Origin of the sequence: Arthrobacter sp. ov118 (assembly GCF_900116495.1) — a bacterium.
Taxonomy (GTDB): domain Bacteria; phylum Actinomycetota; class Actinomycetes; order Actinomycetales; family Micrococcaceae; genus Arthrobacter.
Genome location: NZ_FPAY01000011.1, coordinates 1 through 25,331 on the forward strand (window position 1 = coordinate 1; position 25,331 = coordinate 25,331).

Genomic DNA, 25,331 nt, shown 5'->3' on the forward strand with positions numbered 1-25,331 from the left:
TGCCACCTACCGGCTCAACAGCGCAGACGCAGGCAGGACCCTGTCCGTCCGGGTCACCGGAACCAAAACCGGCTACACCTCGGTCACGAAGTCCTCCACCGCAACGGCCGCAGTCACCGCAGGTACCCTTGCCCCGGCCCCGGTTCCGACGATCTCCGGGACAACCAGGGTCGGTTACACCCTCACGGCCAACCCCGGCACCTGGGGCCCTGCCCCAGTCAACCTGACGTACCAGTGGTACCGCTCAGGCACCGCCATCACCGGAGCAACCGCTGCCACCTACCGGCTCAACAGCGCAGACGCAGGCAGGACCCTGTCCGTCCGGGTCACCGGAACCAAAACCGGCTACACCACCGCCACGAAGTCCTCCACCGCAACGGCCGCAGTCACCGCAGGTACCCTTGCCCCGGCCCCGGTTCCGACGATCTCCGGGACAACCAGGGTCGGTTACACCCTCACGGCCAACCCCGGCACCTGGGGCCCTGCCCCAGTCAACCTGACGTACCAGTGGTACCGCTCAGGCACCGCCATCACCGGAGCAACCGCTGCCACCTACCGGCTCAACAGCGCAGACGCAGGCAAGACCCTGTCCGTCCGGGTCACCGGAACCAAAACCGGCTACACCACCTCCACACGGGCATCCGCGTCGACACTTCAAATCGCTCGCTAGGGCCTTTCGAAGCTGCCTAGTTTGATAATCAACACACCCGAGACGATGGAAACCATACTCCCAGCCGAAAGGCCGGTTCCCCTGCCTTGGTCCCTGGCTCACCGATACTGCGCCCTGGGCCTGCCATCAGCGGGCATGCTGGTTCCGCGTGTCTGCTCCGGCCGCCCCACGCGGTGCTCGTATCGTCAAGACATGCCAAGGGGAAGAATAGAGAATAGGCAGGGCACTCCTCTCCTCTTGGCAGGTCAAACATCGATAGATGACGTCCTCAGGGAGCAGTACGACCTGACTCCCCAGCTCCCATTGCATTGGGCCCCTTTTGAGACCAATCCCCCAGGCCAGCGTCGCGACGCCGCCGGCTCGCGTCCCACGCGGGCCGAGTAGAAGCAACTCCGCTAGCCTGATGGTGCCCAGGCGGAGCAGCCTGCCGCGTTACTTAGGGGGGCCGGTCCCCTCGCGGGCCAACCACCGATAGCGGATATTATGACAAGCTGGGTTGGGTAGGGTCCATTATCGGCGCCGTCGAAATCGCCTGTGGAAGCGGCCTTCAAAAAAGGGCACCGGCACCTCCGTCAAAATTGAACGAATTTGGTCAGAGTGTGACATGGCCTTTGATGACGGTACGGCTGGCGCCTCCCACCCAGATGGCGTCTGCTTCGCTTGCGATCCTCAGGTATCCGCCGCGTCCGAGGACAGTCCCCTGTTGGACACTGAAGGTACTCTCGGCTGCACCCTCACCGCGAAGCCACTGGGCCAGCCCAGCGTTCAGGCTACCGGTCACGGGGTCTTCGTCCACGCCGTGGCCCGGCGCGAACGCGCGGACCTCGAAATCCGCCGGGCCGCCCTTTTCGTAAGCACCGATGACACCCACTTTGATCTTGCCCATCGTGGAGAAGTGTGGCCGGAGATCCAGAACCTGCCGGGCGGAGGCCAGGCGAATACCAAGCCAGCCGGGACCGTTGTCAACCCAATTGCTGCCGAGGACTTCATCGGGGGTGATACCGAGGCCGGTTATAACCTGCTGCAGGACTGCCGCCTCGACCGAACCGGATCTGGTCAGGGGCGGCGCTTGGAAGGACAGTTCTGCGTCTTCCCGCCGTATCTTGACCAGTCCTGCACGGCACTCCTGAACGAGATGGTCCTTATCGTGAGGCTGCCCGCCATTCTCCAGCCACGCGTGGGCGGATCCGAGTGTCGGATGCCCGGCGAAGGGAAGCTCCACTCGTGGGGTGAAAATGCGGAGCTTGTAATCTGCTGCCGGATCGGACGGGGTCTGCAGGAATGTCGTCTCAGACAGGTTTGTCCAGTTGGCGAAGTTCTGCATCTGCTCTGCGGTCAGCCCGTCGGCGGCATGGACGACCGCGACAGGGTTCCCGGCTTTCGGACCGGGGGCGAACACATCTACCTGGGTGAACGGGCGTGCTGATGCGGCGAACATCATGGACTCTTTCTCGCCCGGCCGCAGGAGCTAATCCCTGCACGAGGCTTGGCTTAGTTGTTGGTGGCGCTGGCAGAAACCCCGCTCGGCTTTGGCCTCGGCGGCAAGTCAGCCTATTGTGCCGGAAACCTGGCTCTACCCTGTACTGGCGCAGCGCCTGGACACTGGCCGTCATTGGCTCCGTCCGCGGGCCCCGGGCACCTGAACCGTCTTGGTCGGCTTATCGCATCGGGGCGCCAGCTGGTGCGCAACTGCGATCCGGCCTCTCCCTGCCGCCGCCAATAGCCGTAAGGCGTTCAAGCGGAGGGGTTAATGGCTTGATTGCTGGCATTGCAGTAATGACCTCCAGCCCTGGGCGTACTACTTCCCTGCACGGCCAGCGGAAGATGGATCAGCCACCCGTTGCCGATGCAGGGCACCGGCTGGCTTCATGCGCTCTGCTGAGCAGCGCCGAAGCGGTTCGCTTCAAAGGCTGTGTGCGCCAGGCACAGATGGGCAGCCATCAGTGCCTCGGCCGCCGCAGAATTGCGGCTTGCGATCGCATTTGCAAGGTCCTGATGGAAGTGGACGCTGCGGTCGATGTCCGCATCTGAATAGTAGAAATACGTGCCTAAGGTCAGGGAGGTGTCGGTGAGGGTTCTGACGAACTGAAACAGCCTCGGTGACCTCGCAGCGGAAACAATGAGCAAGTGGAAGGCTTGGTTGTTGTGGTGCAGGTCGTCACGGTAGCCCTCAGCGCGGCGTTCGGCCAGTACCGCCATCTCATCTACGAGGGACTGCAGACGCGCGATTTCCTCTGGGGTGGCCGCTTGTGCAGCCAGAGAGGCTGCCCGGGATTCCAGCATCTGCCGCAGATCAAAGACTTCATTGATGTCACTGCGGGTCCACTGTGCTACGAACGAGCCCCGGTTCGACTCGGTAGTCACGAGGCTCTCCTGGGTCAGTCGCTTGAGCGCCATCCGTACCGGAGACCTGCTGACGTTGAGTTCCTGGCTGATTTCGGTCTCGACCAGATGCTGTCCCGGCGCGTAGGTGCCGGACATGATCCGGCTTCGGATCACGTCATAGACCTTTGTGCTCGGCTGGGCCATACCTCGCCCCCTTTACTAGGTAGTGTCGTCAGCGCACAGCGCCCCGTGCTCGGATAAAAATAGCGTCCAAGGAAAAGCTACTTCCACTCTAATATCCGTCCAGGACATGCCGGGTGATAGGCATGGATGGTCTGAAGCGCCGGTGGTAGGACTTCAGGCGGCGCTTCAGGGCTTCACCATTCGGGTTTAGGCGTCGAGTTTGGCTCGTGGGTCGTGCCTTGCTACCCGGCTAAGGAGATATTCAACTTCTGCCTTGGCGGTCTCGGTCAGTTTTCCGCCGGGACTGCGCTGGGCGTCGGAAGTCAGAACGCCACGCCTTTTCAGGACGTATTTCCGCACTGCGAGGCCGGCGGCACCAGGTTGCTGTTCGTAACGGATCAGCGGGAGGTGGGCGTCGAAGAGGTCGTGCGCGAGGTCACGGTCTCCTTCTGCCGACATCCGGACCACGTCAACGAGCATTTCCGGGAAGCAGTATCCGGTCATGGCACCGTTTGCACCGCGTTCGACTTCGAAGTCCAGGAAGGCCCCGCCAAAGCCGCAAAGGATGGACAGGTGCGGAATTTTGCCGCCTTCTTCCAGTGCACGGAGTTGGCTGATCTTTTCCAGTCCGGGCCAGTCTTCGTGCTTGAGCATGACGGCGTTTTCGTTCTCCACCGCGATCCGGCGGATGACGTCCGTTGCCATGATGACCGAGAAGGTCAGCGGGAAGTCCTGAATCACGAACGGGGTGTCCTTGCCGATGGCTTCAGCGGCGCCGCGGTAGTAGTTCACGATTTGGTCATCGGTGCGCAGCGAGGCCGGCGGGGCGATCATCACGCCGGCTGCGCCAAGGGACATTACCTTTGCGGACAGGGCGCCCATGGCGGCGTAGCCGGGTGCGGAGACACCAACGATGACAGGGAGGTCCGACCGGCTGATGAAGCGTTCTGCGACGGCTTCTGCTTCCTCGGTGGTGAGTTTGGGTGCTTCGCCCAGGGCTCCGAGGACGGTGATTCCGTTGACGCCGGCGTCTTTGTAGAAATCGACGAGCCGGTCAATGGAGGGAAAATCGATCTCTCCGTTGTCCAGGAAAGGCGTCGGGGCGATCGCGTAGACGCCCTTTTCCGTGCGGTTGAGTTTCATGGTGGGGCTTTCCTTCTCGGGTGGTGGCCGGCGTATGCCGGCCACCAGGTGAAAGGACCGGGAACGGTCCCGGTTAGACGCTGGGAATCAGGCCGCCATCGATCCGGACGACCGAACCGGTGATGTATGAAGCGCCGGCTCCCGCGAGGAATGTGACGGTCTGGCCGTATTCGTCCGGGTTACCGTAGCGCTGGACAGGAATGGAGGCGGTGCTTTCGGCCGTGACGTCGGCGACCGGGCGGTTCTCGCGCTGGGCTTTTGCCTCGTCCAAGGCGGTGATGCGGCCGGTTGCGATGCGCCCCGGGAGGACGATGTTGGAGGTGATCCCGAACGGGCCGACCTCCCGGGCGAGGGTCTTGGACCAGCCGACCAGGGTCGAACGCAGAGAGTTGGACAAGCCCAGGTTAGCGATCGGGGCGATGACTCCGGAGCTGGTGCTGGTGATGATGCGGCCCCAGCCGCGTTCCTTCATGCCCGGGAGTACGCGGTCGGTCAGGGCGATGACGGGCAGGACCATGGACTGGAAGTAGGAGTTCCAGGTCTCGGTGGGCTGACCGTGCACCAGTGTGGGGGGCGGGCCGCCGGTGTTGTTGACCAGGATATCGATCGGCCCCAGCTCCGCCTCGATTTCTGCGACCTTCTTATCGATTGCACTGACATCGGCAAGGTCCCAAGCGAAGGACTTGGCGGTGCCTCCGGCAGCGTTGATGGCTGCGGTGGTGACATCTGCGTACTTTGATTCGATGTCCGCGACAGCGACCTTGGCACCTTCAGCGGCGAGGGAGCGGGCAATAGCGCCGCCCAGGCCTCCGCCGGCGCCCAGTACCAGGGCGACCTTGTCTTTAATTCCTAGATCCATTGTTTTTCCTTACGTTCTCTCACGCCCGGCAGGGCGTGAACCTGGTGCTGACTTAGGCGATGGCCTTGGCAGCTTGTGAGGATTCGAGCAGCCAGGAGACTGCCGAATCGATGTTTTCTGCTGTGCCCGGCGCCGGCGTGGAATCCTTCAGCGCCCCGACAGTCTGTTCATAGCGCTCACGCGTTCCGGCGAGAACCGACGAGGGCAGACCTGCTTCGTCCAGCTGCGCGATGGCCCGGTCGACTTCATGGAACCGGCGCTCGGCATGGAGGACGTGGGTACGGACGACGGCGTTGAGGAAGTTCGTGAACCCCTCGGTGTCGATGTCCTCCAGCACCCGGTAGAGCTCCTCACGCACGCCTTGGCTCTCGGCAGCGATCAGCGCCTCAACCCCCAGGGCCTCGAGTCCCTTGGTCAGGACTGTCCTCAGCAGCTTGAGGGCGATTGCGTCACCGGCAGTGGCATCGTTCAGGGCCCTTGCCGGCGCCCCGAGTTTGCCGAAGTCCGTGACTGCAGATGAAGCATCCGGGCCAGCGGCGAGCAGGTTTGTCCTGACGCCGGTCAGGCCGACTGCGCCCATGATGGCGATGTCCACATATCCGGCCGACTTTGCCTCAAGGAGCTCGGCTGCTTTTCGCTTGTCGGCGGAGTTGGCTGTGCTCAGGTCGGCGTAGAGCGTCCCTGGGCTGGTGTGGGCAGAAGCCTGTTCGGCAACGGAGACTGCAACGTCGCCAGTGACGCAGGCCCAAATACGGTCCATGTCAGCGAGCCAGGGCCCAATGGAGCTCTTGAGTTCCACACCTAGTTGTTCTGCCAGCTCCTGTGCGGCTGCCGACGGGTAGGCATCACACAGGACCAGTTCGAAGTGGGGGGCAGCGGCGGCGGCGTAGAGCCGTCCCACTTCCCCGCATCCAATGATTGCAAGCTTCATTACTCGCTCCCTTCCGCTTTCAAAAGTACAATCCAAACACAATCTTGGCAAGGGGCCCGCAAAAAAGGGGACTATTGACGTTGCTTGACCAGAATAGTACTTTATATGTACAACTGGTGATCTGGATCATATGGCCCCGGAAGGTGCGGTTCCCCCGATCTAGGGCTCAGGTAATCGCAAGACCTCCCCAATCGACGAAGCTTGGAGCAACACTCATGACTGATACAACCCATCCGCCACAGGTGGATCCGCGGACCATCAAAATCATCAAGTGGCGGCTGCTGCCGTTCCTGATGATCTTGTACATCGCCGCGTTCATCGACAGGGCAAACATCGGCTTCACCGCCAAGCATCTTGAAGCTGACCTTGGCATCACCCCGGCAGTCTTCGGCCTCCTCAGCGGGGCATTCTTTATCGGCTACTTCATCTTCGAAGTGCCGAGCAACCTGCTGCTGCAGAAGTTCGGTGCCCGGAAATGGATCACGCGCATCGTTGCCTCCTGGGGCCTCGTGGCCGCAGCAACAGCGTTCGTCGACTCGGGACAGACGCTGCTCATCGTACGCATCCTGCTCGGCATCGCCGAGGCAGGATTCTTCCCGGGCATCATCCTGTTCCTCACCTACTGGTTCCCGGAAAAGGAACGCGCCCGCACCGTGGCGATGTTCATGGTCGCGCTGCCCGTGGCCACGGTTATCGCAGGGCCGGTATCAGGTCTGATCCTGGACAACATCCACTGGCTGAACTGGGAAAGCTGGCGCTGGATGTTCCTCATCGAAGGAGCCTTCGCCCTTGTTTTGGCGCCCTTCGCCCTGAAACTGCTGGTTGACAGCCCCGCCAAGGCAAAATGGCTGACGCAAGGCCAAAAGGACGAACTTCAGGCCCGCCTGGAGTTCGAGCGCGCCCAGAAAGTTGCCTCGCACGGGAGCTTCTCCAAATGGAAAGTGCTGGTCAACCCCCGCGTCCTGGCCATGGCGGTCATCTACTTCGCCAAATCAAACGGCATCTACGCGCTGGTCTTCTTCACCCCGTCCATCATGGCGTCCATCTCCAAGTCCACCAGCGCCACCACGGTCGGGCTGCTGACCGCCCTACCGTACGTGCTCGCCACGGTCGCCATGATCTACTGGGCCAGACGCTCGGACAAAACCGGGGAACGCCGGTACCACGTCGCCATCCCCTACCTCATCGGCGCCGCCGCCCTGGTGGTCCTCGGGTTCTTCCACACCGACATGGTCATCTCCACCGCCCTGATCTGCCTGATCACCGTGTGCATGTACGTCCCCTACGGACCCTTCTGGTCACTGCCGAGCATGTTCCTCACCGGAGCCGCAGCAGCAAGCGGCCTGGCCTGGATCAACGCCCTGGCCAACCTCGGCGGCTTCTTCGGACCCACCGCACTCGGGGCAGCCAACGAAGCCACCGGCTCCGTCTACGTCGGCCTGTTCTTCGTCGCCGGCCTGCTCGTCATCGCCGCGATCACCGTCCTGCGGCTGAAGGTCGTCACCCCCATCGACAATCCGGAGCCCGAGGAATCCCGCACGGCGAAGACCGCGATCAGCTAGCCCTTTTCCGGAGGCTTCCAGAAACGCAAGGTGTGAAGTGCCGTCGGCCGCCCGCCGACGGCACTTCGCAGGCTCCAGCGACTTGAATCTTTTCGTGCCGCCCGGAAAATACGTCCACTCCGGAGAGGAACTCCACCATGCAAACAACAACGCCAACGACCGGGGAAGCGTCCTTCACGGACGCCGCCCGCACAGCAGCCATCGACAGCAATGACCTGCAGCACCTCCTGCGCCTGGGAACCGCCACTGTGTACGAGGCACAGGGCCAGCGCGGCTCCATAGCATCGGAAATCCGCCCGATTGATCCCGGCATGAAACTTGTCGGCACAGCCCTGACAGTGGACACCTCTCCAGCCGATAACCTGATGTTCCACCAGGCAATTCTGATGGCAAAGCCCGGAGACATCCTCGTGGTCGACGCCAAGGGGTTCACCAACGCCGGCCCCTGGGGGGACATCCTGACCCTGGCAGCACAGCGTGCCGGAATCGCGGGCCTGGTCATCGACGGATCCATCCGAGATTCGGAAGCCATCATTGAGGCCGGATTCCCCGTCTTCGCACGCGGCATTTCCATCCGCGGCACAACCAAGGTTGACCCCGGCAGGATTGGCTCCCCCATCAATCTCGCCGGAACCCAGGTGGAGACCGGTGACGTCATTATCGGGGACCGCGACGGGCTCGTCCTCGTCAAAGCCAACGAAGTTCCGGCAACCCTGGCCAGCGCCGAAGCGCGGGAGGCAAAGGAAGAGGACTACCGGCGGCAGATCGCCGAGGGCGTGTCCACCGTTGAACTTCTCGGACTTCTCCCCACCCTCGAACGCTACGGATGGTGACCGGCCCCCGGGCACAAACGGCGCACCAGCTTCTGCCCGCTCCGGGATACCGGTACGGAGCGGATGCCGCATTAGAAAGGACGGGCCATGCGGTTCGCACATGCAATGAAACGGACAACGCCGGCACCTTCGGCCGGTGCTAAGAAGCTTCCGGCCGGGTTCCACAGGACACCGGACTGGAGCATCCTCAGACCGGGTGACCGCATCATCATCCGCTCCAGCGATGATGTGACGGTGGCCGGTCAGGTGGATGCGCTCACATCTGACGGAAGCCTCATGTGGGTGGTCCCCGACGGCGGCCCGGCACGCAAGATGTACTACTTCATCGACAACGAGGAGATCTGGAGTGCACGCCAGCCGGGCAGCTGATCTGCACGCCCAGCGCTCTCTTACTTCAGGCCCCAATCAAACCCGAATGGAATAACGGTGACACCATCCCCGCAGCACGTCTCTCTTTTCAGCACCATTGCGGTGAAAAAGGCCCTGGATGATGTCGTCTGCGACGCTTTCACACAGGAGACCGGCGTCGCCGTTGAGACTGTGTATGAACCCACCAATGCGCTCCTGGACCGTATCGCCGCAGGCGCCCGGCCCGACGTCATGATCGGCGTAACCCGCCAGCTGTTGCCGCTGGGGCAGAGCGGCATTGTTGACCTATCCACCTGCACGCCCGTCGCCAGGGTCCGGGTCGGAATCGCCGCGGCCGGGGATTCCGAGCCGGACATCACGACAGTCGACGCCCTCATCACGACACTGACCGCCGCCCGGTCCGTTGCGTACTCCCGTGCCGGCGCAAGCGGTCTGTATTTCGCCGGGCTGCTCGAAAGGCTGGGCATAGCGGAACAGGTGAATGCCCGCGCTACGGTCATCGATTCGGGATTCGCCGCAGCAGCGGTGATTGATGGAAGGGCCGACATCGCCGTTCAGCTGATGAGCGAGCACCGTTGCGTTCCCGGAGCGAATATTGTTGGCCCGCTTCCCGATGAGGTCCAGCAAATTACCGAGTTTTCCGCCGTCCTCGGCGTAGCAGCAACACTTCGCCGTGAGCCGCAGGCCTTCATCGAATTTCTCACCAGCAAGCAGGCTCGAGAAGCGTACAGTCTCACCGGCATGGAAGCCGCGGACATCACACCTACCTATCATCACGACCGAGAATCAAAGGTTCACAGCAAATGACACAGACCATTGCCGACCAGTCCGATACCTCAGCGGACGTCCCGGCGGCCGCGACAAAGTCAGCCGGGCACGTCATCGTTGACACGCTCGTCGCCCAGGCATCAAGCGCGCCCACGTGGTTCCGGGCGAGAGTTTCCTGGACGTCCTGGACGGGCTACATGGTTCTCCGATCGAGACCATTGTGTGCCGCCACGAGGGCGGTGCGACGTACATGGCGGAAGCCGACGGCAAGATGAACCAGACGCCGGGCGTCGCGATGGTCACCCGCGGCCCGGGTGCGGCCAACGCCCATGTCGGACTGCACACGGCGTGGCAGGACTCCACCCCCATGGTGCTCTTCGTCGGACTCATCCCCTTCGCCCACCGGGACCGCGAAGCCTTCCAGGAATTCGACATCAAAGCCTGGTTCGACACCGGCGCCAAGCGCGTCATGGTCCTGGACCACGCCGAGCGGGCCTCAGAAATCGTTGCCGAAGCCCTGTTCGCAGCCATGAACGGCCGGCCCGGCCCCGTTGTCATCGGCCTGCCCGAGGACGTCATCCGGCAACAGATCCCCGCCGAACTTCACCCGCCCATCCCCGTCGCCACCGGCGGCATGACCACGGTGGATTCCGATGCCCTGGCCACCGCCCTGGCCAGTTCCAGCAAGCCGCTCTTCGTCACCGGCGGCAACGACTGGACCCAGGAAGGCGCTGACCAGTTGACCGCGTGGCTGGAAAAGCACCACATCCCTGCGGCGGCTGAATGGCGGACCCAGGGCACCGTGCCCTTCGACTCCCCCTCCTATGTTGGCCCTATCGGTTACGGGCGTCCCCGTCCGACCTATGACCTGCTCGAAGAGACGGACCTGCTGATCTTTGTCGGCACCGTCCCGGGAGATGTCATCACCGACGGGTTCCTGTGCCGCCAGGACTGGTCCAAGAAAAACTTCCTCGTCACCATCGACCCGTCCCTCCGCGGCCGCTCGGGCCCGGTTTCCTACCAGATCGTCGCCAAACCCGACGTGTTCATCCGCGACCTTGCCAAGATCGAACTCCCGGTGAAGGACGAATGGAAAGCCTGGACGGCAAGGATGCGCGGCGAACAGGAAGCCTTCGCAGCTCTCCCCCCGGCGACGCCGACGAACGGTCCTGCCCGGATGGACACCCTGATGGCGAACCTCGTGCCCACCCTCCCCGCGGACGCCATGATCACCCTTGGCGCCGGGGAACACACCAACTGGGCGCACCGCTACTTCCCCACCCAGCGCTACGCGTCCATGATCAGCGCCCGAAACGGCTCCATGGGCTACTCCGTCCCCTCAGCAATCGCAGCGTCCCTGGAATACCCCGGCCGGCGCATCGTGACCATCGCCGGGGACGGCGAATTCCTCATGAACGGCCAGGAGCTCGCTACCGCAGCCCAGTACGGTGCCACTCCCCTGGTGATCGTGATGGACAACCAGGAATACGGCACCATCCGCACGCACCAGGAACGCCACTACCCGGACCGGGTCTCCGGCACCCAGCTGAAGAACCCGGAATTCGCGCTCATGGCCCAGGCCTTCGGCGGCTTCGGCATCAAAGTCGAACAGGACGCCGATGTCCTCGCGGCCGTCGAAGCAGCGCTCAAAGCCATCGATGAAGACCATGTCTTCGCGCTCATCCACCTCGTCGTCGAGCAGCGTGTCAGGGCCTACTAGGCGCAGACATAAGCACTGCCGACCAAAGCCCGAAGTCTTATGAACGGAAGTAGTAGAAGATGACTGTCCCCGCATTGAAGGAAATGGAATTACTGGACTTGGTTCCCACTGGCCTGTTGATTGGCGATCAGTGGCGGGATGCGTCCGACGGCGGCACGTTTGATGTGCATGATCCCGCCACCGGGGAAGTGCTTGCCACCCTCGCCTCCGCCACCAGCGAGGACGCCCTTGCTGCACTGGACGCCGCCGACGCGGTGCAGGCGTCCTGGGCCCGGACCGCACCCCGGGAACGGGCCGAGATCCTGCGCCGCGCCTTTGACCTGGTCACCGAACGCGCCGAGGACTTCGCGTTGCTGATGACCCTGGAAATGGGCAAACCACTCGCGGAAGCGCGCGGCGAAGTCACCTACGGGGCGGAATTCCTGCGTTGGTTCGCAGAAGAAGCGGTGCGCGACTACGGCCGCTACCTCACCAGCCCCGAGGGCAAGAACAAGATCCTCGTCCAGCACAAACCCGTCGGGCCCTGCCTGCTGATCACGCCGTGGAACTTCCCGCTTGCCATGGCCACCCGCAAGGTCGCCCCCGCCGTCGCCGCAGGCTGCACCATGGTCCTCAAACCCGCCAAACTTACCCCTTTGACGGCACAGTATTTTGCGCAGACGATGCTCGACGCCGGCCTGCCCGCGGGGGTCCTGAACGTTGTTTCGTCCTCTTCGGCTTCCGGGATTTCGGGGCCTCTGCTGAAGGACTCGCGGTTGCGGAAGGTGTCCTTCACCGGGTCCACCCCGGTGGGCAAGCGCCTCATGGCGGATGCCGCGCAGAACGTCCTCCGGACCTCCATGGAACTGGGCGGGAACGCACCGTTCATCGTGTTCGAAGACGCCGACCTCGATGCCGCCGTGGAAGGGGCCATGGCCGCGAAAATGCGGAACATGGGCGAGGCCTGCACCGCAGCGAACAGGTTCCTGGTCCAGGACTCCGTCGCCGCAGAGTTCACGGAGAAGTTCGCTGCCGCGATGAGTGCCCTGGCCACCGGGCGAGGCACCGACCCCGCCACGCAGGTTGGGCCGCTGATCGACGCGGGCGCCCGTGACGATGTGCACGCCCTGGTGGCCGCCGCGGTTGACGCCGGGGCCACCGCCATCACCGGCGGCGCCCCTGTGGACGGTCCCGGATACTTCTACCAGCCCACCGTCCTCGGCGGCGTACCCAACGACGCAGCGATCCTCGGCCAGGAAATCTTCGGACCCGTCGCCCCGGTCACCACGTTCACCACGGAGGACGACGCGATCCGGCTCGCGAACGCCAGCGAATACGGCCTCGCGTCCTACCTCTACAGCCGGGACTTCGGCCGGCTGCTGCGCGTGGCAGAGCAGATCGAGTTCGGCATGGTGGGGTTCAACGCCGGCGTCATCTCCAACGCCGCAGCACCCTTCGGCGGCGTCAAGCAGTCCGGCCTGGGTCGCGAAGGCGGTTCCGAAGGAATCGCCGAATACACCACCACGCAGTACATCGGCATTGCCGATCCCTACGCCGGCTAGGACCGCTGCACCTGTCCACCCGGGGGTCTGCTGCAAGCAAAACTATGGCAGACTCCCGGTGCCGGGCAGACTAAGCAGGTCTGTACAGCCAGAACCTGCTGCGTCCAAACTGGCGCCCCGCAGATGCCCACTGGATCAGGGCAGGACCATCGAGGAGTACTACATGACGCCGGCCGCCCACGCAGAACCGGTCACAGGGCTGGACGCCGCGATTGAAGAGCTGCGTTCCTCCCTGGAAGGCATCGTTGACACCTCCAGCCTGGCCCGCGCCCTGTACTCCAGCGATGCATCAAACTACCGGGTAGTCCCGGAAGTCGTCATCATGCCCCGGCACCGGGAAGACGCTATCAGCGCGGTCACCGTCGCGCAGAACCACGGAATTCCGATCACCGCACGCGGCGGGGGCACATCGTGCGCGGGAAACGCTGTTGGCCCCGGCATGGTCATCGACTTTTCCCGCTTCATGAACAGGATCATCTCCATCGACCCTGCCAACCGGAGCGCCGTCGTCGAACCCGGTGTCATCCTCTCGGACCTGCAAAAAGCAGCTGCTCCCTACGGGCTGCGGTTCGGCCCGGACCCTTCGACGGCAACACGCTGCACCATCGGAGGCATGATCGGCAACAACGCCTGCGGCCCCCACGGACTCTCCTACGGCCGCACAGCAGACAACATCAAATCCATGACCTGGCTCACCGGCACAGGCAAGATCATCACGGCCGAAGCAGGCACACAGGCGCTGGACGCTGTTCCCGGGCTCCGGAACTTCGTCTCAGAGAACATGGCTGTACTCCGCACAGAATTCGGCCGCTTCGGACGCCAAATCTCCGGCTACTCCCTCGAGCACCTGCTCCCCGAAAAGGGCTCCAACCTGGCCGCCGCCCTCACCGGGACCGAAGGCAGCTGCGGGATACTCCTCGAAGCCGAAGTCGCCCTGGTCCCCCAGTCCGCCGCCCCCGTCCTTGCGGTCCTTGGGTACGCAGACATGCCCACGGCGGCCGACGCCGTCCCTGCCATCCTCCCGCACCGCCCACTGGCGCTGGAGGGCCTTGATAAACAACTCGTCGACGTCGTCCGCCGTACCCACGGCACCGGCAGCGTGCCGTCACTCCCGGCCGGCGGAGGCTGGCTGATCGCCGAAGTAGGCGGCGACAACGTTCACGATGCGCTGGCAGCGGCGCAGCGGCTGGTCAACGACGCTGACGCGCTCGAGGCGGTCATCCTTCCGCCCGGGCCGGCAGCACGCCGCCTGTGGCAGATCAGGGCCGACGGGGCCGGCCTCGCCGGCCGTACAGCTACCGGCGAGCAGGCATGGCCAGGCTGGGAGGACTCCGCCGTACCGCCCGAACGCCTCGGGGACTACCTCCGCGGACTCGAAGAGCTTATGGTCTCCCACAATCTCTCCGGCCTGGCCTATGGGCACTTCGGCGACGGCTGCGTGCACTTGCGTATCGATTTCCCTTTGGAAGAGAACGCAGCGGTCATGCGCCAATTTCTGGAGGACGCCGCCGCCCTGGCTGTGCGCCATGGCGGCTCACTCTCGGGCGAGCACGGGGACGGCCGGGCCAGATCAGAGCTGCTGGCCACCATGTATTCCCCGGAGGCGCTGCGCGTCATGGAACGCTTCAAGGCCCTGATGGACCCTCAGGATGCCTTCAACCCGGGAATTGTTGTCCGCCCTGCGCCGCTGGACGCTGACCTGCGCCGGCCCCGGGCCAACCTGCTCTCAGCCAGCGACGGGTTCGCGTTCACCCACGACGGCGGGGACATCACCAAAGCAGCCCACCGGTGCGTCGGCGTCGGCAAATGCCGCGCAGACCTCGGCGTTGACGGGGGCTTCATGTGCCCGTCCTACCTGGCCACCAAAGACGAAAAAGACTCCACCCGCGGCCGGGCCCGCGTCCTGCAGGAAATGCTTAACGGCGGCATCGTGACCCTCGAATGGTCCGCCCCCGAAGTCCACGAAGCCCTGGATCTATGCCTCAGCTGCAAAGCGTGCGGCAACGAATGCCCCACCGGCATCGACATGGCAGCCTTCAAATCCGAAGCGCTGCACCAAACCTACAAAGGCCGAATCCGGCCCCTGACCCACTACACCCTCGGCCGGCTGCCGCAATGGCTTCGCCTCGCCGCCCCCATGGCCCCGCTCATCAACCTCACAGGACGCATCCCCGCCCTCAGCAGAATGATCATGGCCCTCATCGGCGCCGATTCCCGGCGCAGGCTGCCCCAGCTTCCGGCCAGTCCCTTCCGAAAAACACCCGAAGGCAAGAACTCACACCACGGCACCCCGGGCGGGCCCAAGGTCCTGCTCTGGGTGGACTCCTTTTCCGACGCTCTGGCACCCGGGGTTCCTCACGACGCCCTCGAAGTGCTCAGCGCCGCAGGGTGCGACATCCAAGTCGCGGGCCCGGGAGCCTGCTGCGGGCTGACCCTGATATCCACCGGGCAGCTGCAGCGCGCCAAGGCCGCCCTGCGGGCAACTCTCGATCAGCTCATCCCCCATGTACGTCAAGGCCGCACCGTCGTCGGCCTCGAACCCAGCTGCACCGCAACACTACGGTCGGATTTGCAGCAGCTTCTCCCCGAGGATCCCAGGGCAGCCGAGCTGGCCGGCTCGGTAAAGACCATCGCCGAGTTTCTCTCCGACATCAACTGGCGCCCGCCACGGGCGACAGGAAAGCTGCTGGTCCAGCCTCACTGCCACCACCATTCCGTCATGGGATTCACAAAAGACGAACAACTCCTCGCCTCAGCCGGTTACGACCTGGAAGTCTCCGCGGGATGCTGTGGACTGGCCGGGAACTTCGGCATGGAGAAGGGCCACTACGAGATCTCGGAGACGATTGCCGGTCAAGGAATCCTGGCGAGAGTCCAGGCAGCTCCCGACCGGACGATCCTCGCCGATGGTTTTTCCTGCCGTACCCAGGTCAAAGATCTTGCCGGGTTGGACAGCCTGCACATCGTCCAGATTCTGGCTGCAGCATTGCGGAGCGGTACCGCACATGATCCCAGCCTTGACGAAGCCCCCACCAGCCCCTAAATGGGTCTGCCTCGGAGCGCGCCTGCAGTGGGCGCACTCCGAGGCGTGGGCCGTCGGTGTACCGTTCTAGGCTTGGGTGTCCACGCGTGCTCCGGTCAGTTCTTCCGCAGTCCGGCTGACCCAGACGATCTCGAACTCGCTAAGAATCAGCAGTTTCCTGCTGGTCGTCACCGTGTCCATCATCCAGAACATCCCCAGATGTGGAGCGGTTTCGGTGACCGCACCGCAGTGAAGGAGCTGGCCGTCGGCCCGCGCTTCGACCCGGTCCTCTGGCACCAAATCGTCGCATGTGCGAACTACTGCGTTCTCGGCCATGAGAGGACCTTCCTGAAGATGCTTTTACAGCTCCTGGTGTTCACGCGTGAGCCCATAGGGCACAGCGTCACTGAGGGAAACCGTGAAGGAACCATAGTTATGGCGGGTCACGAGGATTCCCTGACGGTTTCCTGCTGCCCGGACCTTGAGGACTCCGACAGCTTCTTCCAGCTGCTGGTCCCGGTCTGAAGGATTGCAAGCCGTGACTGCTATCGCGGTTTTAGTGGAGTTCATGTGTTTTCCTTGCCTTTGTAGATGTGAAGCCTTAGCCCAGTTCTTCGAGGGTGCGCCGGGCGCCGTGAGCCCACAGCGATTCCAGCGTTGCGCTGTAGGGTTCCCGGAATTCTTCGACCGTGGCCAGGTCTCCGAACAGGGTTTTGTTCCGGATGAAAGCGGTGGTGTCGTTCCGCTGGCTTGCTGCCAGCTCCATCAGTTCATCCTTGAGGCGGTCCACGATGGTGAACTGCTCGCCCTTTTCCCCTACGCCCTCGGCGTACCGTGCCCAGCTGGCGCAGATGGCGGCACCGAGGGATACGCCTCGTCCGGCAGCAAGGTTTTCCCGTACGACCGGCAGCAGCCACTTGGGGATCCGGTCGCTGGATTCGGCGCGGAGCCGGGCGAGGGTGTCCTTGATTTCGGGGTTGCGGAACCGGGGAAGGAGGGCTGAACGGAATTCGTCAAGCCCCAAGCCCGGCACGGTGTGCAGGGTTGGGATGGCTTCGCGTTCGATGTAGGCCTCAAGGAGCCTGGTGATGTCAGCGTCCGATGCCGCTTCATGGGCGTAGGTATAGCCCAGGAGGGTTCCGAAGTAGCAGATGGTCTGGTGTCCGACGTTGGCCAGGCGCAGCTTCATGATTTCCCAGGGCTCGACGTCTTCCACGAGCTGCACGCCGCCCTGCTCAAAGGGCGGGCGTTCTCCGTCGAAGTTGTCTTCCAGTACCCACTGGCACCACGGTTCGGCGACGACGGGCCACCGGTCCTGGACGCCGAGGCGCTGCTCGACGTCGTGGCGGTCTTCTTCGGTGGTGACGGGGGTGATGCGGTCCACCATGGAGTTGGGGAACCTGACGTTTTCCTCCATCCAGTCGGCGAAGGCCGGGTCGATAAGGCGGGCGAAGGCTGTGAAGCTGGCTTTGGCTACCGCTCCGTTGCCCTGGATGTTGTCGCATGACATCACCGTGAACGGGGCGATGTTCCGTTCGCGCCGGCGCTGCAGGGCGGCGTACACGAAACCGAAGACCGTCGAGGGTCGTTCGGGGTTTTCGACATCCCGGCGGATTTGCGGCTCGTCGGCGAGGAACCCGCCGGTGACCTGGTCAAAGTTGTATCCGCCCTCGGTGACGGTCAGAGACACGATCTTGACCTCAGGCGATGCCATCCGCTCGATCACCTTTTCGGGATCGTCCGGAGCGAAGAGGTAGTCGATGATGCTGCCGATCACGCGGGCTTCGCGGGATCCGTCCGGGTGCTTCAGGACCAGGGTGTAGAGGTGGTCCTGTTCGGCCATAATGCTGGCCATCCGCCGGTCCTGCTCGAGGACGCCGACTCCGCAGATTGCGTAATCGTTGGCCAGTCCGGCGGAGAGCAGGCGGTCGATGACCATGGCCTGGTGGGCGCGGTGGAAACCGCCCACCCCGAAGTGCATGATTCCTGCCACGAGGTTGTCGCGGTCGTAGGAGGGGGTGGCAACGATGCCGCCGGCGTTGATCTTCGGGAGGTTGTCCTGGTTGAGGGCTACGGGGGCTTCAACTTCGGTGTTGTTGGTCATGTTTCTTTCCTTGGGCTCGGATGCACTTCAGGGGGATTCAGTGAAGATTGTCGTGGCGGTGCTGCATGGTTCGTTGGCTTTCAGTGTCGGGGGCGAGGGAAAACATGATCGCATCGAACAGCACCAGTGCTGACTGTTCAAACCGGCTCCCGCCAAATTGCTGGGAAGGTCCTGCCGGAACGCGCAGAACCAGCTTGGCGGCCTGCGCCAGCGGCGAGCCCGCGTTCTCGGTGACTGCCAGAACCGTTGCGCCCGCGGAGCTGGCCGTCTGGGCCTGGGCCACGGTCACTGGTGTTGTGCCGGAGCGTGAAAAGAGGATGATGCCGTCACCCACCCTGATCGAGGGGGCGGTTGCTTCTCCGACCAGATGCGCGTCGTGACCGACGTGCATCAACCGCATCGCGACCATGGCGGCGACCAGTCCGCTCCGGCCTTGGCCGGCGGTGAACCATCGCTGGTTCAGCCCGGTCAGGGCTGCTGTGGCCTCCTCCAGATCACGACCGTCAGCCATGAGCCCGGTTGTGAGTTCGTTGATGACTATCTGGAGCGCGTTAAGTGGTGACACTGCCGACATGAGGCAACTCCTGTCTTAATTCCTGAAAAAATGCCCGCCCCGAAACGGCGTACCGGATCCCTGCCGACGCGGTCGTCGGGAGGTTCTCCGCATTGACCCCGCCATCGACTCCGACGGAAAGATCGGCATTGTTAGCCGCCCTGACGGAGTTCAACCGGTCCAGGTCAGCAATGTGTCCTGCACTGCCGGGCGGGGTGAGCATGACGAGCACGCCGTCAAGGTCCAGCGCCTTCAGAGCATCAATGTCTCCGGGGGCAAGTTCTTCGACGGCTATCCAGATCTCGCAGGACAGGGCGCGGGCCAAACGCAGGATTTCCGGGGCGCTGGCGAGGTTGCGCAGCTGAACGGTGAGCCGGCGCGGGATAATCGGCAGGTTCTTGATGGTTTCGACCGGGTCATCGACCATCAGGTGGATGTCGAGTACTTTCGCTACCGGTGCCAGTGGTTCCAGTTCGGCCAGGCTCAGTCCTGGCTGGCCGCGAAAGGATCCCTCGATGACGTCGGCGTGGACCCAGTGGCCGCGGTGGGCAAGGTAGCGGGCTGCGGCGGCCCGGTCGTCCTTCAGGACTGCAAGCAGGCTCCCGGAGAGGAGGACGTGGTGTTCTTGTGCGAGCTCGGTGAGTCTGCCCATCATGCCCCCTCGCTGTACTGGCTGACAGACAGGTACCGGTTGTACCGTTCTTTGGCTTCCTCGTCCGGCCGGGGCTCAGCAGCAAGGTGTGCTTTGGCGGCCCAGACGTCCCGGACTTCACGGATGTCTCGCCCATGAAGGCAGGCGGCTGCCTGGATGGCTGCGCCGGCTGCCACCGGTTCGATGGCTTCAGAAAGGTGAACAGGCCTATTGGTCAGGTCGGCAAGCAGCTGGGGATACGCGAACGAACGCGATGCCCCGCCGGTGGCGATGACGCGGCCGGTGATGGAGGTGCCGGCATCCTGCAAAGCGTTCTCGCCTCGCAGCAGGCCGAAAATCACGCCTTCAACCGCTGCCCGGGCGATCTGGTCCCGGGTCGTGCCCGTTGTCAGCCCGGCGAGCGTGCCCGTTGCCGCCGGCAGGTTTGGTTTGCGTTCCCCGTCAAGGTAGGCGACGAGGACGGGCAACTTCTCGGTTGGCGCGTTCAGGGCCAGTTCGCTCAGTTCTGCGTGGCTGACGTTGAGCCACCGGGCGAATGCGTCGGTTACGCGCGCGGCATTGAGGGTGCTGACCAGGGGAAGGTAACCACCGGCGGCATCGGCTACGCCATCGACGATTCCTGCCGGGTCTCTCACAGGGGTGTCGCTGGTGGAGAAGACAACTCCGGAGGTCCCGAAGGAGTAGGCCACGTCCCCTGTCCGCACCCCTAGGCCGAGGGCGCTGGCGTGCTGGTCGCCCGCCCCCGGACCGACCACGGTGCCGGGGCGCAGGCCCAGCTCCTGCGCAGCGCTCTCGGTGACCATCCCGGCGGCCGTGGCAGGGCCAAGGACCCGGGGCAACATCGAAGCCCAGTCCTTATCCGGGTCGATGAGCTCGAGGATGCCGGTGTCATAGGCGTTGCGGCTTGCATCGTAATATCCAGTTCCGCTGGCTTCGGACCGGTCGGTGACCAGTTGTCCGGTCAGCCGCCACGTCAGCCAGTCATGGGGAAGCAGGATCGAGGCCAGCTGTTGAAAAGATTCCGGCTCGTTCTTCCGCAACCACATGACCTTGGAGACGGTGAAGGCGCTGGTAGGGACAGAACCGATCCGTGCCGCCCATTCGGACGGCGCCAGGACCTCTAAAAGCTGTCGCATCTCGGGTGCGGACGTGGTGTCGTTCCAGAGTTTGGCCGGGCGGATGACCCGCCCGGTCCCATCCAGTGCCACCAGGCCGTGGCACTGGGCGGCGACGCTGATGGCCTGGATGTCCCCGGCGGCGACGGCCGCATCTTTGGTTGCCCGGCCGAGAGCCTCCTTCAGGGCATTCCACCATGATTCGGGATTTTGTTCGCTGACGGGAGGAAAGGTTTGAGGGTGGGGAGCTGACCCCGTTCCGACTGCCTGCCCGTCCTCGTCGTAGAGGACCACCTTCGTCGATTGGGTAGAGCTGTCAACGCCGGCAAAGAGACCCATAGCGCTAGACCACCTTCAATTTGAGCAGAAAGCCCGCGATCACTTGACGGCGCCGAGGGAGAGGCCCTGGACGAGTTTGTCCTGGGCTGCGAAGCCGGCGAAGAGCACGGGGAGGGAGATCACGACGGCGGCGGCGCACACTTTGGCGAGGAACAGGCCCTGGCTGGAGACGAAGCCGGTGAGGAAGACCGGGGCGGTGCCGGCCATGACGCCGGTGAGGACGCGGGCGAGGAGGAGTTCGTTCCAGCTGAAGATGAAGCAGATCAGGGCGGTAGCGGCGATGCCGGGCATCGCGACGGGGGCGACGACCTTGCGGAGTGTGAGCAGCAGGCCCGCGCCGTCGATCTGGGAGGCCTCGAGCATTTCAACGGGGACTTCATCGAGGAAGGAGCGCATCATCCAGACGGCGATGGGCAGGTTCATCGAGGTGTACATCAGGCCCAGGAACCAGATGTTGTCCAGCGCCCCGGCAGTTTTGGCAAACAGGTAGAGCGGCAGGACGGCGGCGACCACGGGCATCATCTTCGTGGAAAGGAAGAAGAACAGCACGTCGGTCCACTTCTTCACCGGCCGGATGGACAGGGCGTAGGCGGCCGGGATGGCCAGGGCCAGGACCAGGATGGTGGAGAAGATTGAGGCGGTGGCGGAGTTAATCAGGGACGGCCACGGGCTGACCCCGGAGGTTGCGCCGAAGAACTCCTTGTAGGCGTCCAGGTTGAGGCCGGCGGCGACGGACGGCGGGTTGGTTGCGGCGTCGACTTCGGAGTGGAACGAGGTCAGGATCATCCACAGGACCGGTACCGCGAACAGCAGGGCCAGCAGCCAGGCAGCGATGCCGGCGGCGGTGTTGTTGCGGGTGGGGTCCATGCGGGATTTGCCGCGGCGCCGGGGAGTGCGGCCGCTGTTCAGGGCGGTGGGGCCCGGGGGTGTGCCTTGCGGTGCAGCGGGGGTGAGGGTGCTCATCGTGCTGCCTCCTTCTTGAAGAGCGAGAATACGGTGCGGAGTGCGAAGGTCGCCACGATGATGGTGCCGATGACCACCACGACGCCGGCTGCGGAGGCCAGGCCGTATTCGTTGGCGTAGTAGAACGTCTGGTAGATGGCGTAGGGCAGGTTGGCGGTGCCCAGGCCGCCGGAGGTGATGACGAAGGTGGCGTCGAAGTTCTGCACGATGTAGATGGCTCCGAGCAGTCCGCCGAGTTCCAGGTACTGGCGCAGGTGCGGCAGGGTGAGGTGGCGGAAGATGGCCCAGGGGGTGGCGCCGTCCATCTGGGCCGCCTCGACGGTGTCCATCGGGCGGGACTGCAGGCCGGCGAGCAGGATGAGCATCATGAACGGGGTCCACTGCCAGACCAGGGAGATGATGATGGCCATCAGGGGCGCCGTGGACAGCAGGTCGGGCTGGGGCGGGGTGTCGGAGCCGAAGAGTGACCAGATCCAGGTGAGGGTGCCGTTGATGAGGCCGTAGACGGGGTTGAGGATGGCGTGCTTCCAGATGAGCGCCGCCGCAACGGGCACGATGAGGAAGGGGGCGATCAGCAGGGTCCGGGCCAGTCCGCGGCCGATGAACTTCTTGTCCAGGAGCAGGGCCAGGCCGAGGCCCAGGAGCAGGCTGGTCAGGACGACGGCGACGGTCTCGACGATGGTGACGATGATCGCCTGGCGCATGTCGGGGTCGGTGAGGACATGGATGTAGTTCTCAAAGCCGGCGAATCCGGTCTCGTCCGGGCGGAGGCTGTTCCAGTTCAGGAACGAGATGATCAGGGTCACCACGAACGGGAGCTGGGTGACGATGATGAGGAAGATCAGGGCCGGCAGCAACGGTGCACGCCGCGCCCAGGCCAGTGCGCGTTCCCGAGCCTTGGCGTTCCTGGAAGGTTTGGGGGCGCTGTGCCCGGAACGGGCAGTGCGCGCTGTTGCTGTAGTCATGATGGTCTCCTGCGGTTCCGTGACCCGCCCGGGAGCGGGTCACGGAATCGGTTGGTGGGTTGTTACTTCTTGTACTTGTCGCCGATTTTTTGTGCGGCTTCCTGGCCCTTGGCCAGCGCATCGGCGACGGAACCCTGGCCGGCGATGGCGGAACTCACGCCTTGGGAGACGGTCGTGCCCAGGTCAGCGAACTCGGGGATCCCGACGAACTGAACGCCAATGGCAGGCCGCGGCTGGACGCCGGGGTTGTTCGGGTCAGTGTTTTCGATGGCCGTCTTTTCGGCCGCAAAGAACGGGGCAGCCTGCTGGAACTCGGCATTCTGATAGGTGGAGGTGCGCTTGCCGGACGGGACCTTCGCCCAGCCGAGCTTGGATGCGACCAGTTCCTCATACTTCTTCGAGCTGGCCCAGGCGATGAACTTGCCCGCCGCGTCCTGCTTCTTGGACGCCGCCTGCACACCCCAGGACCAGGTCCACAGCCAGCCCGATGACTTAGTCTCCTTGACGGGCGCCTGGGCGTAGCCGATCTTTCCCTTGACCGGAGAGCTGGAAGCTTCCAGGGACCCGGCGGCCGAGGTGGCGTCGTACCACATGGCGGCCTTGCTCTGGGTCATGGTGTTCAGGCATTCGGCGAATCCGGCCTGTGCGGCGCCGGCCTCGCCGTGGTCGCGCAAGAGCTTGGTGTAGAACTCAGTGGCGGCGGTGAACTCGGGGGCGTTGACCTTCGCGTTCCAGTCCTTGTCGAACCAGGTTCCGCCGAAGGTGTTGACCACAGTGGTCAGCGGGGCGAAGATCTGGCCCCAGCCGGGCTGGCCGCGCAGGCAGATGCCCTTCATTCCCGGAGCTGCGCCGTCGGCCTTGGCGGCCAGGTCAGCGATCTGGTCCCACGTGGGCTTCTCCGGCATGGTCAGGCCCTTGGCGTCGAAGATGTCCTTGCGGTACATCATGAAGGAGGATTCCCCGTAGAAGGGTTCGCCGTAGAGCTTGCCGTCCTTCCCGGTCAGCGACGCTGTGTAGGCCGGCAGGATGTCCGCCTGGTTAAATTCAGCGTTCTTGCCCACGGTGTCATCCAGCGGCGCCAACCAGCCGTTCGCCGAGTAGAACGGGATTTCGTAGTTCGACAGGGATGCCACATCGTACTGGCCGGCCTGGCTGGAGAATTCCTGGCTGATCTTGGCCCGGACATCGTTCTCCGGCAGGACCGTGTAGTTGACCTTGATGCCGGTTTCCTTGGTGAAGTTATCCGCAGTCAGCTTCTGCAGGTCTTCCATCTGCGGATTGTTCACCATCAGGACATTGATGCTGTTCTGGTCACCCGCGGTGCTTCCGCCGCCGGCACCGGAGCAAGCAGATAAAGCGAGAGCGCTGATAATTCCTATCGACAATGCAGACGCGATACGCGCCGACCGATGGGAAATGGCCATTGGGATCCTCCTTGATTCCGGTGGCTACCGGAGCAGTTACGAAATGAGCGTTGTGTGTGACCTTCACGATCACGCCGCCCCAGCAGTAGCGTGTTTGTGCTCGATCCGCTCATTTGTGAGATAAGTCTCATATGAGAGATTAGGGGTCATCTGCGCTCTGAGCAACTATGCTCATATGAGCGATATGAGAGGAGTGGCCGTGTCTAACAGTCCAGCGGGGAATGAGCCGCTACAGCAACGGGTGTTGATGGCCGATGTGGCCCGTGCCTACTATCTGGAATCCCAGTCCAAGGTGCAGATTGCCGACCGGTTCGGCCTGAGCCGCTTTCACATAGCGCGGCTTCTGGACAATGCATTGGCTTCCGGCATAGTCACCATCCAGGTCCATGATCCGCGTACCCCGGCGGCGCCCCGAGAGCAGCAGCTCGCCAGGCTCCTGGGGGTGCAAACGGTCCGCATCGTGGGGGAAGAAGACACGCCGCAATTGCATGTCGAGCGGGTTGGAGGAGCGGTGCTGAACCAGCTGGCAGAAGACATCCGGCCTGGCATGACCGTTGGCCTATCCTGGTCCAGGACCTTGGACCGGGCCGCTCATCTGCTCGCAGCACTTCCGTCATGCACGGTCGTGCAACTGACCGGGGCTTTTGAGACAACCGGCGGCGGGACCTTCCGGCGGCTCCTGGCGCAGCTTGATCGCCGCAGCGGCATCACCACGTACCCGTTGTACGCCCCGTTGGTCGTGGACCGCATCGAAACCGCACAGGATCTTCGCCGGCAACCGGTAGTGGCAGACGCGCTGGCAAGGGCTGATTCCCTGGATATCGCCGTGGTCTCTATCGGCGCCTGGCGCGCGAAGGAATCCGCGGTCTGGGAGAAGGCAAGCCCCGCGATGCGGACGGCATGCGAGGCAGCGGGAGCCGTAGCCGAGTTCTCTGGGCTGTTCATCGGTAAAACAGGCGAGGCCGTCAGCACGCCTCTGGACGGGCGTGTGATTGGCGTCAGTCTTCAGCAACTGCAGACCGCGCGACAGGTCATTGGCTTTGCTACTGGAGTCGACCGGGCAGATGCTGTCCGCGCTGCTGCGTCATCAACGATCTTCTCCTCCCTGGTAATGGATGTTGATCTGGCAAACGCGCTGATGGAAACATCACAGCCATAGGTGGGGGAAGCCCAAAAGGTACGTCGTGCGCCCATGTCCCCAGCCCACGGGACACGGTCGGTCGGCATAGCGACACCCTTGTCAGCTTGCAGTACACCCCATCCTGACGTCAGGCAGGAGTGAAAAGCTCG

At 63.7% G+C, this 25,331-nt stretch carries 21 protein-coding genes and 2 pseudogenes; 9 read left to right on the forward strand and 14 right to left on the reverse strand.

What is annotated here, in order from left to right; all coding sequences use genetic code 11:
* A pseudogene (locus tag BM372_RS20750) lies at positions 1-670 on the forward strand (carboxypeptidase regulatory-like domain-containing protein); the annotation flags it as partial.
* A gap of 592 nt (positions 671-1,262) precedes the next feature.
* On the opposite strand, the gene BM372_RS17280 reads toward BM372_RS20750, so the two are convergent.
* From BM372_RS17280 to BM372_RS17300, 5 genes are all read right to left on the reverse strand, one after another.
* Positions 1,263-2,111: a PhzF family phenazine biosynthesis protein gene (locus BM372_RS17280; RefSeq protein ID WP_090956691.1), complete on the reverse strand. Its 849-nt coding sequence runs from the start codon at positions 2,109-2,111 to the stop codon at positions 1,263-1,265.
* A gap of 425 nt (positions 2,112-2,536) precedes the next feature.
* Positions 2,537-3,199 carry a GntR family transcriptional regulator gene (locus BM372_RS17285; RefSeq protein ID WP_090956692.1) on the reverse strand — a complete coding sequence of 221 codons (663 nt, stop codon included), beginning with the start codon at positions 3,197-3,199 and terminating at the stop codon, positions 2,537-2,539.
* 186 nt (positions 3,200-3,385) lie between these two features.
* A complete protein-coding gene (locus BM372_RS17290) occupies positions 3,386-4,321 on the reverse strand; it encodes a dihydrodipicolinate synthase family protein (RefSeq protein WP_090956693.1) in 936 nt (311 codons plus the stop codon).
* Between the two features lie 73 nt (positions 4,322-4,394).
* The gene (locus BM372_RS17295) at positions 4,395-5,180 is read right to left on the reverse strand and encodes an SDR family oxidoreductase (protein WP_090956694.1); all 786 of its coding nucleotides are present in this window, start codon (positions 5,178-5,180) and stop codon (positions 4,395-4,397) included.
* Between the two features lie 52 nt (positions 5,181-5,232).
* A complete protein-coding gene (locus BM372_RS17300; RefSeq protein WP_090956695.1) occupies positions 5,233-6,111 on the reverse strand; it encodes a DUF1932 domain-containing protein in 879 nt (292 codons plus the stop codon).
* A gap of 215 nt (positions 6,112-6,326) precedes the next feature.
* On the opposite strand from BM372_RS17300, the gene BM372_RS17305 reads away from it, so the two are divergent.
* From BM372_RS17305 to BM372_RS17335, 7 genes and pseudogenes are all read left to right on the forward strand, one after another.
* Positions 6,327-7,673, forward strand: coding sequence for an MFS transporter (locus BM372_RS17305; protein ID WP_090956696.1), 1,347 nt, complete (start codon positions 6,327-6,329; stop codon positions 7,671-7,673).
* 137 nt (positions 7,674-7,810) lie between these two features.
* Complete coding sequence (locus BM372_RS17310; protein ID WP_090956697.1) at positions 7,811-8,506, forward strand: 4-carboxy-4-hydroxy-2-oxoadipate aldolase/oxaloacetate decarboxylase; 696 nt, start codon at positions 7,811-7,813, stop codon at positions 8,504-8,506.
* A gap of 87 nt (positions 8,507-8,593) precedes the next feature.
* Positions 8,594-8,875, forward strand: coding sequence for a hypothetical protein (locus BM372_RS17315; RefSeq protein ID WP_090956698.1), 282 nt, complete (start codon positions 8,594-8,596; stop codon positions 8,873-8,875).
* Between the two features lie 57 nt (positions 8,876-8,932).
* Positions 8,933-9,682, forward strand: coding sequence for a substrate-binding domain-containing protein (locus tag BM372_RS17320; RefSeq protein ID WP_090956699.1), 750 nt, complete (start codon positions 8,933-8,935; stop codon positions 9,680-9,682).
* A pseudogene (locus BM372_RS17325) lies at positions 9,679-11,363 on the forward strand (thiamine pyrophosphate-dependent enzyme). The gene BM372_RS17320 and the pseudogene BM372_RS17325 overlap by 4 nt, the downstream one beginning before the upstream one ends.
* Before the next feature lie 59 nt (positions 11,364-11,422).
* Positions 11,423-12,904: an NAD-dependent succinate-semialdehyde dehydrogenase gene (locus BM372_RS17330; RefSeq protein WP_090956700.1), complete on the forward strand. Its 1,482-nt coding sequence runs from the start codon at positions 11,423-11,425 to the stop codon at positions 12,902-12,904.
* Between the two features lie 163 nt (positions 12,905-13,067).
* Positions 13,068-15,947, forward strand: coding sequence for an FAD-binding and (Fe-S)-binding domain-containing protein (locus tag BM372_RS17335; RefSeq protein WP_090956701.1), 2,880 nt, complete (start codon positions 13,068-13,070; stop codon positions 15,945-15,947).
* Positions 15,948-16,013: 66 nt separating this feature from the next.
* Here the strand turns inward: BM372_RS17335 and BM372_RS17340 are convergent, their stop codons facing one another.
* The 9 genes from BM372_RS17340 to BM372_RS17380 all read right to left on the reverse strand — a co-directional run bounded on the left by BM372_RS17340 (position 16,014) and on the right by BM372_RS17380 (position 24,041).
* The gene (locus BM372_RS17340; RefSeq protein WP_090956702.1) at positions 16,014-16,262 is read right to left on the reverse strand and encodes a hypothetical protein; all 249 of its coding nucleotides are present in this window, start codon (positions 16,260-16,262) and stop codon (positions 16,014-16,016) included.
* 24 nt (positions 16,263-16,286) lie between these two features.
* A complete protein-coding gene (locus BM372_RS17345; RefSeq protein ID WP_090956703.1) occupies positions 16,287-16,496 on the reverse strand; it encodes a hypothetical protein in 210 nt (69 codons plus the stop codon).
* 31 nt (positions 16,497-16,527) lie between these two features.
* The gene (locus tag BM372_RS17350; protein WP_090956704.1) at positions 16,528-18,030 is read right to left on the reverse strand and encodes a mannitol dehydrogenase family protein; all 1,503 of its coding nucleotides are present in this window, start codon (positions 18,028-18,030) and stop codon (positions 16,528-16,530) included.
* Positions 18,031-18,067: 37 nt separating this feature from the next.
* Positions 18,068-18,604: an SIS domain-containing protein gene (locus BM372_RS17355; protein WP_090956705.1), complete on the reverse strand. Its 537-nt coding sequence runs from the start codon at positions 18,602-18,604 to the stop codon at positions 18,068-18,070.
* The gene (locus BM372_RS17360; protein ID WP_090956706.1) at positions 18,582-19,238 is read right to left on the reverse strand and encodes a beta/alpha barrel domain-containing protein; all 657 of its coding nucleotides are present in this window, start codon (positions 19,236-19,238) and stop codon (positions 18,582-18,584) included. The genes BM372_RS17355 and BM372_RS17360 overlap by 23 nt, the downstream gene beginning before the upstream one ends.
* Positions 19,235-20,689: a xylulokinase gene (gene xylB, locus BM372_RS17365; RefSeq protein ID WP_090956707.1), complete on the reverse strand. Its 1,455-nt coding sequence runs from the start codon at positions 20,687-20,689 to the stop codon at positions 19,235-19,237. The genes BM372_RS17360 and xylB overlap by 4 nt, the downstream gene beginning before the upstream one ends.
* 39 nt (positions 20,690-20,728) lie before the next feature.
* A complete protein-coding gene (locus BM372_RS17370) occupies positions 20,729-21,652 on the reverse strand; it encodes a carbohydrate ABC transporter permease (protein ID WP_090956708.1) in 924 nt (307 codons plus the stop codon).
* Positions 21,649-22,617: a carbohydrate ABC transporter permease gene (locus BM372_RS17375; RefSeq protein WP_090956709.1), complete on the reverse strand. Its 969-nt coding sequence runs from the start codon at positions 22,615-22,617 to the stop codon at positions 21,649-21,651. Before BM372_RS17375 ends, BM372_RS17370 begins: the two co-directional genes overlap by 4 nt.
* A gap of 62 nt (positions 22,618-22,679) precedes the next feature.
* Complete coding sequence (locus tag BM372_RS17380) at positions 22,680-24,041, reverse strand: ABC transporter substrate-binding protein (protein ID WP_090956710.1); 1,362 nt, start codon at positions 24,039-24,041, stop codon at positions 22,680-22,682.
* 199 nt (positions 24,042-24,240) lie between these two features.
* On the opposite strand from BM372_RS17380, the gene BM372_RS17385 reads away from it, so the two are divergent.
* Positions 24,241-25,200: a sugar-binding transcriptional regulator gene (locus BM372_RS17385; protein ID WP_177236054.1), complete on the forward strand. Its 960-nt coding sequence runs from the start codon at positions 24,241-24,243 to the stop codon at positions 25,198-25,200.
* Positions 25,201-25,331: the final 131 nt, after the last annotated feature.

What these genes read in the sequence shown, in the direction of transcription:
- BM372_RS17380 (WP_090956710.1), bottom strand. Translation starts at nt 24,041, where the DNA reads ATGGCCATTTCCCATCGGTCGGCGCGTATCGCGTCTGCATTGTCGATA.
- BM372_RS17350 (WP_090956704.1), bottom strand. Translation starts at nt 18,030, where the DNA reads ATGACCAACAACACCGAAGTTGAAGCCCCCGTAGCCCTCAACCAGGAC.
- BM372_RS17310 (WP_090956697.1), top strand. Translation starts at nt 7,811, where the DNA reads ATGCAAACAACAACGCCAACGACCGGGGAAGCGTCCTTCACGGACGCC.
- BM372_RS17290 (WP_090956693.1), bottom strand. Translation starts at nt 4,321, where the DNA reads ATGAAACTCAACCGCACGGAAAAGGGCGTCTACGCGATCGCCCCGACG.
- BM372_RS17305 (WP_090956696.1), top strand. Translation starts at nt 6,327, where the DNA reads ATGACTGATACAACCCATCCGCCACAGGTGGATCCGCGGACCATCAAA.
- BM372_RS17335 (WP_090956701.1), top strand. Translation starts at nt 13,068, where the DNA reads ATGACGCCGGCCGCCCACGCAGAACCGGTCACAGGGCTGGACGCCGCG.
- BM372_RS17285 (WP_090956692.1), bottom strand. Translation starts at nt 3,199, where the DNA reads ATGGCCCAGCCGAGCACAAAGGTCTATGACGTGATCCGAAGCCGGATC.
- BM372_RS17355 (WP_090956705.1), bottom strand. Translation starts at nt 18,604, where the DNA reads ATGTCGGCAGTGTCACCACTTAACGCGCTCCAGATAGTCATCAACGAA.
- BM372_RS17280 (WP_090956691.1), bottom strand. Translation starts at nt 2,111, where the DNA reads ATGATGTTCGCCGCATCAGCACGCCCGTTCACCCAGGTAGATGTGTTC.
- BM372_RS17330 (WP_090956700.1), top strand. Translation starts at nt 11,423, where the DNA reads ATGACTGTCCCCGCATTGAAGGAAATGGAATTACTGGACTTGGTTCCC.
- BM372_RS17375 (WP_090956709.1), bottom strand. Translation starts at nt 22,617, where the DNA reads ATGACTACAGCAACAGCGCGCACTGCCCGTTCCGGGCACAGCGCCCCC.
- BM372_RS17360 (WP_090956706.1), bottom strand. Translation starts at nt 19,238, where the DNA reads ATGATGGGCAGACTCACCGAGCTCGCACAAGAACACCACGTCCTCCTC.
- BM372_RS17370 (WP_090956708.1), bottom strand. Translation starts at nt 21,652, where the DNA reads ATGAGCACCCTCACCCCCGCTGCACCGCAAGGCACACCCCCGGGCCCC.
- xylB (WP_090956707.1), bottom strand. Translation starts at nt 20,689, where the DNA reads ATGGGTCTCTTTGCCGGCGTTGACAGCTCTACCCAATCGACGAAGGTG.
- BM372_RS17300 (WP_090956695.1), bottom strand. Translation starts at nt 6,111, where the DNA reads ATGAAGCTTGCAATCATTGGATGCGGGGAAGTGGGACGGCTCTACGCC.
- BM372_RS17315 (WP_090956698.1), top strand. Translation starts at nt 8,594, where the DNA reads ATGCGGTTCGCACATGCAATGAAACGGACAACGCCGGCACCTTCGGCC.
- BM372_RS17345 (WP_090956703.1), bottom strand. Translation starts at nt 16,496, where the DNA reads ATGAACTCCACTAAAACCGCGATAGCAGTCACGGCTTGCAATCCTTCA.
- BM372_RS17340 (WP_090956702.1), bottom strand. Translation starts at nt 16,262, where the DNA reads ATGGCCGAGAACGCAGTAGTTCGCACATGCGACGATTTGGTGCCAGAG.
- BM372_RS17295 (WP_090956694.1), bottom strand. Translation starts at nt 5,180, where the DNA reads ATGGATCTAGGAATTAAAGACAAGGTCGCCCTGGTACTGGGCGCCGGC.